The 13,011-nt window shown below is 70.5% G+C and carries 11 protein-coding genes; 10 read left to right on the top strand and 1 reads right to left on the bottom strand.

What is annotated here, in order from left to right; genetic code table 11:
• The first annotated feature begins 28 nt into the window (after positions 1-28).
• On the top strand, positions 29-1,255 hold the full coding sequence (locus IE255_RS09210) for a ferritin family protein (protein WP_190049694.1): 1,227 nt from the start codon (positions 29-31) through the stop codon (positions 1,253-1,255).
• Here the strand turns inward: IE255_RS09210 and IE255_RS09205 are convergent.
• Complete coding sequence (locus IE255_RS09205) at positions 1,252-1,950, bottom strand: class I SAM-dependent DNA methyltransferase (RefSeq protein ID WP_190049693.1); 699 nt, start codon at positions 1,948-1,950, stop codon at positions 1,252-1,254. The genes IE255_RS09210 and IE255_RS09205 overlap by 4 nt on opposite strands.
• 299 nt (positions 1,951-2,249) lie before the next feature.
• Between IE255_RS09205 and IE255_RS09200 the strand changes: the two genes are divergently transcribed.
• From IE255_RS09200 to IE255_RS09160, 9 genes are all read left to right on the top strand, one after another.
• Complete coding sequence (locus IE255_RS09200) at positions 2,250-3,482, top strand: M20 family metallopeptidase (protein ID WP_190050090.1); 1,233 nt, start codon at positions 2,250-2,252, stop codon at positions 3,480-3,482.
• Between the two features lie 522 nt (positions 3,483-4,004).
• Positions 4,005-5,054, top strand: coding sequence for a BMP family lipoprotein (locus IE255_RS09195; RefSeq protein ID WP_190049692.1), 1,050 nt, complete (start codon positions 4,005-4,007; stop codon positions 5,052-5,054).
• 276 nt (positions 5,055-5,330) lie between these two features.
• Positions 5,331-6,377 (top strand): BMP family lipoprotein, encoded by a 1,047-nt coding sequence (locus IE255_RS09190; protein WP_190049691.1) that lies wholly within the window; start codon positions 5,331-5,333, stop codon positions 6,375-6,377.
• A 208-nt stretch (positions 6,378-6,585) separates the two neighbouring features.
• Positions 6,586-8,157: an ABC transporter ATP-binding protein gene (locus IE255_RS09185; protein WP_190049690.1), complete on the top strand. Its 1,572-nt coding sequence runs from the start codon at positions 6,586-6,588 to the stop codon at positions 8,155-8,157.
• Positions 8,157-9,278: an ABC transporter permease gene (locus IE255_RS09180; protein WP_190049689.1), complete on the top strand. Its 1,122-nt coding sequence runs from the start codon at positions 8,157-8,159 to the stop codon at positions 9,276-9,278. Before IE255_RS09185 ends, IE255_RS09180 begins: the two co-directional genes overlap by 1 nt.
• Positions 9,275-10,540 carry an ABC transporter permease gene (locus IE255_RS09175; RefSeq protein ID WP_190049688.1) on the top strand — a complete coding sequence of 422 codons (1,266 nt, stop codon included), beginning with the start codon at positions 9,275-9,277 and terminating at the stop codon, positions 10,538-10,540. Before IE255_RS09180 ends, IE255_RS09175 begins: the two co-directional genes overlap by 4 nt.
• A complete protein-coding gene (locus IE255_RS09170; protein WP_190049687.1) occupies positions 10,537-10,953 on the top strand; it encodes a cytidine deaminase in 417 nt (138 codons plus the stop codon). Before IE255_RS09175 ends, IE255_RS09170 begins: the two co-directional genes overlap by 4 nt.
• Before the next feature lie 84 nt (positions 10,954-11,037).
• The gene (locus IE255_RS09165) at positions 11,038-12,321 is read left to right on the top strand and encodes a thymidine phosphorylase (protein ID WP_190049686.1); all 1,284 of its coding nucleotides are present in this window, start codon (positions 11,038-11,040) and stop codon (positions 12,319-12,321) included.
• 95 nt (positions 12,322-12,416) lie between these two features.
• Positions 12,417-13,010 carry a Uma2 family endonuclease gene (locus IE255_RS09160; protein WP_190049685.1) on the top strand — a complete coding sequence of 198 codons (594 nt, stop codon included), beginning with the start codon at positions 12,417-12,419 and terminating at the stop codon, positions 13,008-13,010.
• Position 13,011: the final 1 nt, after the last annotated feature.

The following is a 13,011-nucleotide window of genomic DNA, read 5'->3' as shown; positions in this document are numbered from 1 at the left end:
CCCCTTACGACGGGACGGTCGTACGTCGATGAGCCCCCGCGCCGGGAACGCCGGCACCCACACTCTCGCGTTCGTCGAGAGTCCGGTACAGCTGCTGAACGTGCTGGAGTGGGCGCATGCGCACGCCCCCGGCGTGGGGCTCACCCTCGTGGTGCTGTCGCCCGTCGACCCGATGACGCGCGGCCAGCTGCGGCGGATGTCCGACCTGGCCCGTGACGAGGGGCACGAGGTCCGCTGGGAGGAGGCGCGCGGCGGTCCGCTCGCGCCCTTCCAGACCATCGGCGGACTGGCCGGCCTGCTCCGCAGGGCGCGCCGGATCGTGCTGGGGGACCCCTTCTCCCGCTACGTCCAGCTGCTGCTGACGATCACCCGCGCCCGTGACCTGGTCGTCGTCGACGACGGCACGGCGACGATGGAGTTCGTCGGGCAGCTGGCCCGGGGCGAACGCCTGGTGCGCTGGCACCGCAAGGGCGGCCGCCCCGGCCCGCGGGACCTGATCTTCGCGCCGGTGTCCTCCTCGGCCCGGCGCCGGCTGACCCCCGGGGCCAGGCGGCAGGTGGAGATCTTCTCCTCCATGCCGATGGAGGAGACCCCCGAGGGCGTCGCCGTCAGCGCCAACACCTTCGCCTGGACCAGGGACCGCTTCGGCCCGCCCCGCATCACCAAGGGCGCCGACATGGTCGGCACGTCCCTGGTGGAGACGGGCGTGGTGGACGACGGCCGCTACCTGGAGGCCGTCCGCGCCCTGGCCAGGGCCCACGGTGCCACGCGCTACTTCGCCCACCGCCGCGAGAGCACGGACAAGCTCCACCGGCTCGCGGTCGAGACCGGCCTGGAGATCGTCCGCCCCGAACTCCCCCTCGAACTGATCGCCCGCCGAGGCCCCATCGGCCGGACGATCCTCAGCTTCCCCTCCACGGTCGTCCACACCCTCCCCCTCGCCCTGTCCGGCACCGAGGTCCGCGTCGCGGTCTGCGACATCGACCCGGCATGGCTGACCCGGAACGCCTCCCCCCGAGCACAGGGCTTCCTGTCCGGCGTGACGGGAACGGCCCGGGACGTCCACCGCCTGTCGACCGCACCACCACCGGACCCCGCGGAGCCGGAGAACACCCCGGACGTCCCGGACACCCCGGGCCCACTCGGCCCGACGAACTCCCCCGGGACGGTGAACTTCACCACTACTCCGGGTCCCACGACCCTGGCCGGCCCGACCGGGACGGCGGGAGCTGCGGGGGCGGTGGCCGCGGGCTAGCGGCCCTCGGCGGCGGACCCGGGCGCCCCGTCGGGCTTGTGTGCCAGGAGGAACGCCCGAGGGCGTTTCTCCTCTCCCACGGGCTCGCGCACGACCCGGGCGTAGAGCTCCAGGCCCGCCTCCCCGAGGTGCGCGGCGACCGTGTCCGGGGTGCGCCAGTGGTAGTCGAGCGAGATCTCCTGCCCGAAGCGCTCGGTCAGCCGCAGGTGCCCGTCCTCGTCACCGGACTGGAAGGCGAGCAGTACGGGCGCGCCCGGCACCAGGACGCGGTGGAACTCGGCGAAGACCGACGGCAGATGGTCGTCCGGCACATGGATGATCGAGTAGAGCGCGACGATGCCGCCGAGCGTCTCGTCCGGCAGGTCCAGAGCCGTCATCGAACCGACGTGGAAGCGCAGCCCCGGGTGTGCCCGGCGGGCCAGGGCCACCATGCGGGGCGAGACGTCGACCCCGAACACCGGCAGGCCCAGGCCGTGCAGCCGCGCCGCGACGTACCCGGGGCCGCTGCCGATGTCGGCGACCGGCGGCCGCGCAGGCCCCCCGGGCACACGGGCCAGCTCCGCGAAGGCCGTGAGCAGCGCGCTCTCCAGCGGTCTCCCTGTCAGACTGTCGGGAAACCCGGCGGCGTACGCCTCGGCGATGGCGTCGTACGAGGTCTGGGTGGCCTGAAGGAACTCGGGGCTGTGGGCGCGCACGGGGCGCACACTAGCGGGGGCGGGCGTCCGGCAGATGAACGCGCCCGTGTTCGCCGCGCAGGGCGTGGTATCCGTGGAGAGGATGGATGGATACCGGAGTCTGACTCAGGTGTGGTCAAAGTCACACTCCGTGGGGTGCGGAGGCCCGACTCGGCCCAAAAGGCGGGCGAGTTTACCCATCTCAGTTGATAGCTATGCGTCCGGCGGTCATATTTTCTTCCCCGAACGGGTTGAAGTTTTGTTGATCGAGGGTCAGTCGACCGCCCTGGCGCCCTACCCTTCAGAGGGTGAAGCAATTGATGTCACTGGAGTCCGAGGTCGTTCTTCCCGGGGGAGCCGTCCTTCCCGGTGTGCTGCCCGGCGCCCTGCGCGCCGAGCTCATCGCGTTCCGACGCGATCTGCACATGCACCCGGAGCTCGGCAACCAGGAGTTCCGCACCACCGCGGCGATCAAGGAGCGGCTGGAGAAGGCCGGCCTCAAGCCGCGTGTCCTCTCCGTCGGGACCGGACTCGTCTGTGACATCGGCGTAGCCGGCGAGCAGTGGGACGGGGGTCCCAGCATGCTCGCCCTGCGGGCCGACATCGACGGCCTGCCCATCCCGGACACCAAGTCCGAGTGCCCGTACCGCTCGACCGTGCCCGACCGCGCGCACGCCTGCGGCCACGACGTGCACACCACCGTCGTCCTCGGCGCCGGCCTCGTCCTCGCCGAACTGCACAAGCAGGGCCTGCTGCCCCGCCCCGTCCGGCTGATCTTCCAGCCCGCCGAGGAGGTGCTGCCCGGCGGTGCCGCCGACGTCATCGGCTGCGGGGCGCTGGAAGGGGTCGGCGCGATCGTCGCCGTGCACTGCGACCCCCGGGTGGACGCGGGGAAGATCGGGCTCCGGGAGGGTCCCATCACCTCCGCCTGCGACCGGCTGGAGATCGCCCTGGCCGGCCCGGGCGGGCACACCGCGCGCCCGCACCTGACGACCGACCTGGTCACCGCCGCCGCTCGCGTCGTCACCGACGTCCCCGCCCTGGTCGGCCGGCGCTTCGACAGCCGCAGCGGGCTGGCCATTACCTGGGGCCGGGTCGAGTCCGGGCACGCGCCGAACGTGATCCCGCAGCACGCCGAGCTCTCCGGCACCGTGCGCTGCCTCGACATCGAGGCGTGGCGGACGGCGCCCGACGTCGTGGTCGCGGCGATCGACGAGGTCGCCAACCTGCACCGCGCCAAGTCGGAGATCAACTACGTGCGCGGGGTCCCGCCCGTCGTCAACGAGCCCGGCGTCACCGAGCTGCTGCGCGACGCCATGATCGCCCGGCGCGGGGTCGAGTCCGTCGAGGGCACCGAGCAGAGCCTCGGCGGCGAGGACTTCTCCTGGTACCTGCAGCACGTCCCCGGCGCGATGGCCCGCCTGGGCGTACGCACCCCGGGCGAGCGCCACGTACGCGACCTCCACCAGGGCGACTTCGACGTCGACGAGTCGGCGATCACGGTCGGCGTGGAACTCTTCACCGCCGCGGCCCTCGTCAACGGCCTCCGCTAGGGCCTGTCGTTTGGATCAGGTCGCAGGGAAGTGACGGTACTTTTCAGCGCCGGTGAGCGGGGTCTGGTGCGTGCAGCTGCAAGGCGGAGGAGGGCGTCGACGCGGAGCGTCGGCAACCGACGACAACGCGGCAGATGCGCGTGCCAGACCCCGCGTCTGCGGCGTGATCCAAACGACAGGCCCTAGCACCGACGCTCTTGGGGGCGCGGGGAACTGCGCGACAAGCCACGACGGCGCCGCACACTGACCACAACCCCGCCCCCACCGGCCGACCCGGCGCACCCTCCGGTTGCGCCCGGCGCAGCCCAGAGGCAGCCTGGGTCGCGTGACGAGCAGGCACGCGCCGTGTCCCCGAGTACACCTTTCGACCCCGTTCGATCCCGTGGTTCACAAGGGCGTAACCGGCCATCGGCACGAATGGATAACGGCCCCGCGGCGAACCGTTCCCAGGAGTGTCTACGCGCGTTAATGTGCGCCGAACTGAGCACCCGCTGCGGGGCTTTGGAGAATGGGGAACTTCAGATGCGTCGGATATCCAAACTGACCCGCGTCGCGGTGGGGGTCGCGTCGCTGGGGCTCGTCGCCACGGCCTGTGGCGGCACCAGCAGTGAGAACGGCGGCAGTGACACCCAGGGCGACAAGGGTCTCGCCATCGCCTACGACATCGGCGGCAAGGGTGACCAGTCCTTCAACGACGCCGCCTACGCCGGCCTGACCAAGGCCAAGGACGAGTTCGGGTACACGACCGCCGACATCGAGCCCACCGAGGGCGAGACCGACGCCGACAAGGAGCAGCGCCTGGCCTCGCTGGCCAAGCAGGGCTACAACCCGATCATCGGTGTCGGCTTCGCCTACGGCCCCGCCATGAAGAACGTGGCCTCCAAGTACCCGGACACCACCTTCGGCATCGTCGACTCCGTCGTCGAGGGCAAGAACGTCGCCTCCCTCGTCTTCGCCGAGGAGCAGGCCTCCTACCTCGCCGGCGTCGCCGCCGCCAAGGCCACCAAGTCGAACACCGTCGGCTTCGTGGGCGGTGTCGACATCCCGCTGATCCACAAGTTCGAGGCCGGCTACGAGCAGGGTGTCGAGGACACCAGCGGCGGCAAGGTCAAGGTCATCTCCCAGTACCTGACCCAGACCGCCGAGGAGGGCGGCTTCTCCAGCCCCGACAAGGGCAAGGCCGCCGCCGAAGGCCAGATCGAGAAGAAGGCCGACGTCGTCTACCAGGCGGCCGGCCTCTCCGGGCAGGGCGTCATCGAGGCCGCCGCAAAGGCGAAGGTCTGGGCGATCGGCGTCGACTCCGACCAGTACAAGCAGGCTGCCCTCGCCCCGTACAAGCAGTACATCCTCACCTCCGCCCTCAAGGACGTCGGCGGCGCGGTCTACGCGCTGGCCAAGTCCGTCCACGACGACAAGCCGCTGACCGGCACGCAGACCTTCGACCTGAAGGTCAACGGCGTCGGCATGTCCGAGGCGAACCCCGAGTACGCCAAGGTCCCGGGGCTCAAGGCGGCCGTCGACAAGGCCAAGCAAGGCATCATCGACGGCTCCATCAAGGTCCGGACCGAGTAGACGCGACAGGTCGGACGGCAGCCGGAGCGGGCGGGCACCCAGGGTGCCCGCCCGCTCCGCCGTTCCCGGCACACCGCCCGCCCGGATCACCCAGCGCCACCCGCCGTTTGCGGTCGGCAACGCCCCGGCCAAGACCCGGTGATGGCTTGGCCACGGGCGCATAACAAGGTGGACAGAAGGGGTTTCCAGGGAGGTCTACGCGCGTTAATCTGCGGCGAAGCCAGCGCCGAAGCCGAACCGTCCCGGCGCTAAGCGACCCGACAGGAGCACCCACACATGCGCCGGATTTCCCGGATCACGGTCGCAGGCGCAGCGACCGCCTCCCTGGCCCTCGCCCTCGCCGCCTGCGGCAGCACCTCGACCTCCGGGTCGTCGGACTCGAAGGGGAACAAGGGCCTCGCCATCGCGTACGACGTCGGCGGCAAGGGCGACCAGTCCTTCAACGACGCGGCCTACGCGGGCCTGGAGCAGGCGCAGAAGGAGTTCGGCTACGAGACGGCCGACGTCGAGCCCACCGAGGGCGAGACGGACGCCGACAAGGAGCAGCGCCTGGTCTCGCTGGCGAAGCAGGGCTACAACCCGGTCATCGGCGTCGGCTACGCGTACGCCGCGGCCGTCAAGGGTGCCGCGGAGAAGTTCCCGAAGACCACGTTCGGCATCGTCGACGACGCCACGATCAACACCAAGAACGTCGCCGACCTGGTCTTCAACGAGGAGCAGGCCTCCTACCTGGCCGGCGTCGCCGCTGCCAGGAGCACCAAGTCGAAGGTCGTCGGCTTCGTGGGCGGCGTGGACATCCCGCTGATCCACAAGTTCCAGGCGGGCTTCGAGCAGGGCGTCAAGGACACCGACCCGAAGGTCAAGGTCCTGTCGCAGTACCTGACCCAGACGGCCGAGGAGGGCGGCTTCTCCAGCCCCGACAAGGGCAAGTCGGCCGCCGAAGGTCAGATCGAGAAGAAGGCCGACGTGGTCTACGCGGCCGCGGGCCTCTCCGGCCAGGGCGTGATCGAGGCCGCCGCCACCAGCAAGGTGTGGGCCATCGGCGTCGACTCCGACCAGTACCAGCAGGCCGCCCTCGCCAAGTACAAGGACTTCATCCTCACCTCGGCGATGAAGGACGTCGCCAAGGCGGTGTACAACCTGGCGAAGTCGGTCGAGGACGGCAAGCCCGAGACCGGTATCGTTCGTGGCGATCTGAAGACCGGCGAGGTGGGCCTGTCGAACTCCAACCCGAAGTTCGCGGACGACGCCGAGCTCCAGGAAGCCATCAAGACGGCCAAGGAGAAGATCATCAGCGGCGAGATCAAGGTCAAGAGCAGCTGACGAGTCGTAAGTCGAGCAGGCAGTAACCCCGGGGTTACGTCCGCTCAACGGGGTACGGGGAGGCTGCTCCTCGTACCCCGTTGTCGCGGTGCGTCGGCCCCTCTGTATGCCGTAGGGGCGCTACGCGCGTAGACGACCCCCGTCCCCAGGAGAGTGCGCCATCAACGCGTCCAGCAGCCCTCCGGCCGGAGCGGCGGTCAACGAATCGGTGACCGCCGTCGAACTCGCCGGGATCACCAAGCGTTTCCCGGGCGTCGTGGCCAACCACGACATCCACCTCAGCGTCCGCAAGGGCACCGTCCACGCCCTCGTCGGTGAGAACGGTGCCGGCAAGTCGACGTTGATGAAGATCCTCTACGGCATGCAGAAGCCGGACGAGGGCACCATCGCCGTCGACGGCGAGCAGGTCGGCTTCTCCTCGCCGGCCGACGCCATCGCCCGCGGCATCGGCATGGTCCACCAGCACTTCATGCTCGCCGACAACCTCACGGTCCTCGAGAACGTCGTCCTCGGCAGCGAGCAGCTCCACGGCATCGGCGCCAAGGCCCGCCGCAAGATCAAGGAGCTCTCCGAGCGCTACGGCCTCGGCGTCGAGCCCGACCTGCTGGTCGAGGAGCTCGGCGTCGCCGCCCGCCAGCGCGTGGAGATCCTCAAGGTCCTCTACCGCGGCGCCCGCATCCTCATCCTGGACGAGCCGACCGCCGTGCTCGTGCCGCAGGAGGTCGACGCCCTCTTCGCCAACCTGCGCGAACTGAAGTCCGAGGGCCTGTCGGTCATCTTCATCTCGCACAAGCTCGGCGAGGTGCTCTCCGTCGCCGACGAGATCACCGTCATCCGCCGCGGCACCACGGTCGGCACGGCCGTCCCCGCCGAGACCACCCCGCGCCAGCTCGCCGAGATGATGGTCGGCAGCGAACTGCCCACGCCCGAGACGGCCGAGTCCACGGTCACCGACCGCCCGGTCATCAGCGTCGACAAGCTGCGCCTGGCCGCCCCCGGCGGCAAGGCCCTCCTGGACGACATCAGCTTCACCATCCACGCGGGCGAGGTCCTCGGCATCGCCGGTGTCGAGGGCAACGGCCAGACCGAGCTGGTCGACGCCCTCATCGGCCTGAAGGCCGCCGACTCCGGCACCATCCGGCTCGCCGACGAGGAGATCACCGGCTGGGCCACCCGCAAGCGCCGCGAGCAGGGCGTCGGCTACATCCCCGAGGACCGGCACCGCCACGGCCTGCTCCTGGAGGCGCCCCTCTGGGAGAACCGCATCCTCGGCCACGTCACCGAGAAACCCCTCGCCAAGGGCGTCTGGCTGGACCCGAAGGCGGCCCAGGAGGACACCCGCCGCATCGTCGAGGCCTACGACGTGCGCACCCCCGGCATCGACGTCACCGCCGCCTCCCTCTCCGGTGGCAACCAGCAGAAGCTGATCGTCGGCCGCGAGATGAGCCACAAGCCGCGCTTCCTGATCGCCGCGCACCCCACCCGGGGCGTGGACGTCGGCGCCCAGGCCGCCATCTGGGACCACATCCGCGAGGCCCGCCGCGAGGGCCTGGCCGTGCTGCTGATCTCCGCCGACCTGGACGAGCTGATCGGCCTGTCCGACACGCTGCGCGTGATCTACAACGGCAAGCTGGTCGCGGACGCCGACCCCGCCACCATCACCCCCGAGGAACTCGGCTCGGCCATGACCGGTGCCGTGACCGGGCACCTCGAGCACGAAGAGACCCCCGAGATCTCGAAGGCCGACGCCCCCGAGTCTCCGGAAGACGAGGCCCGCTGATGAAGAAGTTCGACAGGGAGCGCGTGCTCCTCGCGGTGGCCGGACCGGTCATCGCGCTCGCCGTGGCCTTCGTCCTGAGCGCGATCGTGCTGGTCGCGTCGGGCAAGAGCCCGGTCGAGCCGTTCGCCCTGATGTTCGAGCAGATCGGCTTCTCGGACATCCAGGTGCTGGTCATCAACCAGGCCTCGATGTACTACATCGCGGCGCTCGCGGTGGCCATCGGCTTCCGGATGAACCTGTTCAACATCGGCGTCGACGGCCAGTACCAGCTCGGCGCGATGCTGGCCGCGATCGTCGGCGCCCACGTCGCTCTGCCGGCCGCCCTCCAGATCCCGCTGCTGCTCCTGACCGCCGTCCTCACCGGCGCCTTCTGGGCCGGCATCGCCGGTGTCCTCAAGGTCACCCGCGGCGTCAGCGAGGTCGTCGCCACGATCATGCTCAACGCGATCGCCACCTCCGTGATCGCCTACCTGTGGCTGCCGAACGTCTTCGGTGTGAAGGTCGGCAACAACAACACCACCGGCGAGATGCACTCCTCCGGCTGGATCCCCGGCATCGGCATGGGCGCGGCCGGCGAGATCTACGGCCTGGTGCTGCTCGCCGTGCTGCTCGGCATCGGCTACTGGGTCGTCCTCAACCGCACCCGCTTCGGCTTCGACCTGCGCGCCTCCGGCGCCTCGGAGACCGCGGCGGCGGCCAGCGGCGTCGACCCCAAGCGCATGGTGCTCACCGCCATGCTGCTCTCCGGCGGCATCGCGGGCCTCGCCGGCCTGCCGATCCTGCTCGGCGACACCCACACCTACAGCCTGAACTTCCCCACCGGCATCGGCTTCCTCGGCATCGGCATCGCCCTGCTCGGCCGCAACAGCCCGGTCGGCATCGCCTTCGCCGCGCTGCTGTGGGCCTGGCTCGACAAGGCCTCGCCCGAGCTGGACTTCCACGGCTACGACAAGGAGATCGCGGTCATCATGCAGGGCCTGATCGTGCTCTCGGTCGTCGTCTCCTACGAGGCCGTCCGCGAGTGGGGCCTGCGCCGCCAGCAGCGCCGGGTCGGCGCCGAACTGGCCGCCGGTCACGTCCTCGGCAACAACGACACCACGAAGGAGGTGGCTGGCCGATGACCACCGCGACCGACCTCAACCAGCCCACGCTGCAGCCCGCGGCGCCGACCGGCCGCCGCCTGTCGCTGCCCGTCCTGCTGCTGATCATCGCCGGCGGACTGGCGCTCACCTCGATCGTCCGGCTCATCACCGGCGCCGACGGCATCACCAACGTCAGCCAGATGTCCACCGCGCTCCAGCTCGCCGTGCCGATCGGCCTCGCCGGCCTCGGCGGCCTGTGGGCCGAGCGCGCGGGCGTGGTCAACATCGGCCTCGAGGGCATGATGATCCTCGGCACCTGGTTCGGCGCCTGGGCCGGCTTCCAGTGGGGCCCGTGGACCGGTGTCCTGGTGGGCATCATCGGCGGCTGCCTCGGCGGCCTGCTGCACGCCTTCGTCACCGTCACCTTCAACGTCAACCACATCGTCTCCGGTGTGGCGATCAACATCCTCGCCCTCGGCGCCACCCGCTACCTCGCGCCTCTCGCCTTCGAGGGCCACGCGGGCGGCTCCGCCAAGCAGTCCCCGGCGGTCGACTCCCTCGGCAGCTTCACCGTGCCCGGACTCTCCGACGGGCTCAGGGAGCTCAACGACAAGGGCTGGTTCCTGATCTCCGACATCGCGGGCCTGCTCGGCGGCCTGGTCACCAACGTCTCCTGGCTGACCCTGATCGCCGTCGCGCTGATCCCCGCCACCTGGTGGATCCTGTGGCGCACCGCGTTCGGCCTGCGCCTGCGCTCCTGCGGCGAGAACCCGGTGGCCGCCGAGTCCCTCGGCGTCAACGTCTACAAGTACAAGTACATCGCCGTCGTCATCTCCGGCGGCCTCGCCGGGCTCGGCGGTGTCTTCCTGTCCATCGTGGCCAACCCCTTCTATCTGGAGGGCCAGGTCAGCGGCCGCGGCTTCATCGGCCTCGCGGCGATGATCTTCGGCAACTGGATGCCGGGCGGCCTCGCCCTCGGCGCCGGCCTGTTCGGCTACACCGACAGCCTCAACCTGCGCGGCGGCTCCGCCAACGTCCACGCCCTGCTGCTGCTCGGCGCGCTGCTGCTGATCATCGGCGCGATCTGGCTGGTGGTCCGCAAGAAGTACGTGCCGGCCGTCGTCACCCTGGTCTGCGGCGCCCTGGTGTTCGCCTGGTACGCCTCCACCGACGAGGTCCCGAACCAGGTCGTCTCCGCCACGCCGTATGTCATCACCCTGGTGGTCCTCGCGCTGTCCGCCCAGCGGCTGCGGATGCCGAGGGCGAACGGCATGCCGTACCGGAAGGGACAGGGCAAGTGACCGACGCCGACCGGGCTGCCGACCGGGCCGTCGACTGGGAGAAGCTGCGCGCGGTGGCCCGGGACGCCATGTCCCGGGCGTACGCCCCGTACTCCGGGTACCCGGTCGGTGTGGCGGCCCTGGTCGACGACGGCCGGATCATCTCCGGCTGCAACGTCGAGAACGCCTCGTACGGGCTCGCCCTGTGCGCCGAGTGCGGCCTGGTGTCGGAGCTGCACAACACCGGCGGCGGCCGCCTGACGCACTTCACCTGCGTCGACCGTCACGGCGACACGCTCGTGCCGTGCGGCCGCTGCCGCCAGCTGCTGTACGAGTTCGGCGGCCCGGACCTCCTGCTGGAGACCCCGGCGGGCATCCTGCCGCTGTCGGAGATGCTGCCCCAGGCCTTCGGGCCGGGCCACCTCAGCAAGTAACGCCCGTGCGGCCCCTCCGCGTCGGTCACGCGACCGGCTCGGAGGGGCCGCACGGCTTCTGGAACCCTCGGAAGGAAGCAAGTCATGGCCATGGACGCCATCTCCGTCATCCGCACCAAGCGGGACCGCGGCGAGCTCGGCGACGAGCAGATCGACTGGGTCATCGACGCGTACACCCGAGGCGAGGTGGCCGACGAGCAGATGTCGGCCCTCGCGATGGCCATCCTGCTCAACGGCATGAACCGCCGCGAGATCGCCCGCTGGACGGCCGCGATGATCGCCTCCGGCGAGCGCATGGACTTCTCGTCCCTGTCCCGCCCGACGGCCGACAAGCACTCCACGGGCGGCGTCGGCGACAAGATCACCCTGCCGCTGGCCCCGCTGGTCGCGGCCTGCGGCGCCGCCGTCCCCCAGCTCTCGGGCCGCGGCCTCGGCCACACGGGCGGCACGCTGGACAAGTTGGAGTCGATCCCCGGCTGGCGGGCCCTGCTCTCCAACGAGGAGATGCTGCACGTCCTGGAGACCACGGGCGCGGTGATCTGCGCGGCGGGCGACGGCCTGGCCCCCGCCGACAAGAAGCTCTACGCCCTGCGCGACGTCACGGGCACGGTCGAGGCGATCCCGCTGATCGCCTCCTCGATCATGTCGAAGAAGATCGCGGAGGGCACGGGCTCGCTGGTCCTGGACGTGAAGGTCGGCTCGGGCGCCTTCATGAAGACCATCGAGGACGCCCGCGAACTGGCCTCCACGATGGTCGGCCTGGGCACCGACCACGGCGTGCAGACGGTCGCGCTCCTCACGGACATGTCGACCCCGCTCGGCCTGACGGCCGGCAACGCCCTGGAGGTCCGCGAGTCGGTGGAGGTCCTGGCGGGCGGCGGCCCGGCGGACGTGGTCGAGCTGACGATCGCCCTGGCCCGCGAGATGCTCGACGCGGCGGGCATCAGGGACGCCGACCCGGCGAAGGCCCTGGCCGACGGCTCGGCGATGGACGTCTGGCGCCGGATGATCGCGGCGCAGGGCGGCGACCCGGACGCGGCGCTGCCGGTGGCCCGCGAACAGCACGTGATCAAGGCCCCGGCCTCCGGTGTCCTGACCCGCCTCGACGCGTACGGCATCGGCGTCGCCGCCTGGCGCCTGGGCGCGGGCCGCGCCCGCAAGGAGGACCCGGTCCAGGCGGGCGCGGGCGTGGAGATGCACGCCAAGCCGGGCGACACGGTAACGGAGGGCCAGCCCCTGCTGACCCTGCACACAGACACGCCGGAGCGGTTCGCGTACGCGCTGGAGGCGGTGGCGGGCTCGTACGACATCGCCGCGCCGGGGACGGCCTTCACGGCGTCGCCGGTGGTGCTGGAACGTATCGCCTGACCAGGGGCTTTCCCTTTCGGGTGAACGGGGCCGGTGGACCACCGCCGGTCCCGTTCGGCATGCTGGGATCGGTGACGCACCGATTGGAGACCGCCATGAGCGCACTCACAGTCGACCATTCGACGGCCAACGGCCACGAGTGGGACGACCTCGTCCGGATCTGGCAGGAGACGGACGCGCCAGAGGGCTGCAAGGTGGAGATCATCGAGGGGATCGTCACCGTGGCACCACCGCCGTCCAATGCCCACAACGACATCGCTGACCTGGTTCAGCGAGCCCTGTACGAGGTCATCCCCAGGCACTGGGGCATCTATCAGACCCTGGGCACGGCGGTCCCGTCGCGTGACGGGCTCTACATTCCTGATCTCGCAGTCGCTCCCAGGCAGGTGCTGCGTGACGAGGGCGGCAACTTCATCCCAGCGGCTGCCGCCGAGCTGGTCGTCGAGATCACGTCCAAGTCCAATGCGACCCACGACCGGATCAAGAAGGCCGCAGGTTATGCCCAGGCCGGTGTTCCGCTGTACTTGCTCATCGACGGCTGGGCCCCCGGTGGCCCCACCATCACGCTCTACGGCGAACCGCAAGGCGACGTCTACCGGGTTCTGCACGCAGGGAAGTTCGGCGAGCAGATCGAGTTGCCGGAGCCCTTCGGCCTGAAGCTCGACACCGACGAGTTCCCGCAGAGGTAAG

The organism is Streptomyces lomondensis (genome assembly GCF_014651035.1).
GTDB classification, from domain to species: domain Bacteria; phylum Actinomycetota; class Actinomycetes; order Streptomycetales; family Streptomycetaceae; genus Streptomyces; species Streptomyces lomondensis.
Note: the sequence above shows the minus strand (reverse complement) of the source record. Positions and strands in the feature narration are given on the sequence as shown.

Excerpts from the sequence above, each read along its gene's own strand:
- IE255_RS09160 (WP_190049685.1), top strand. The coding sequence starts at position 12,417 with ATGAGCGCACTCACAGTCGACCATTCGACGGCCAACGGCCACGAGTGG.
- IE255_RS09195 (WP_190049692.1), top strand. The coding sequence starts at position 4,005 with ATGCGTCGGATATCCAAACTGACCCGCGTCGCGGTGGGGGTCGCGTCG.
- IE255_RS09190 (WP_190049691.1), top strand. The coding sequence starts at position 5,331 with ATGCGCCGGATTTCCCGGATCACGGTCGCAGGCGCAGCGACCGCCTCC.
- IE255_RS09210 (WP_190049694.1), top strand. The coding sequence starts at position 29 with ATGAGCCCCCGCGCCGGGAACGCCGGCACCCACACTCTCGCGTTCGTC.
- IE255_RS09175 (WP_190049688.1), top strand. The coding sequence starts at position 9,275 with ATGACCACCGCGACCGACCTCAACCAGCCCACGCTGCAGCCCGCGGCG.
- IE255_RS09180 (WP_190049689.1), top strand. The coding sequence starts at position 8,157 with ATGAAGAAGTTCGACAGGGAGCGCGTGCTCCTCGCGGTGGCCGGACCG.
- IE255_RS09165 (WP_190049686.1), top strand. The coding sequence starts at position 11,038 with ATGGCCATGGACGCCATCTCCGTCATCCGCACCAAGCGGGACCGCGGC.
- IE255_RS09200 (WP_190050090.1), top strand. The coding sequence starts at position 2,250 with ATGTCACTGGAGTCCGAGGTCGTTCTTCCCGGGGGAGCCGTCCTTCCC.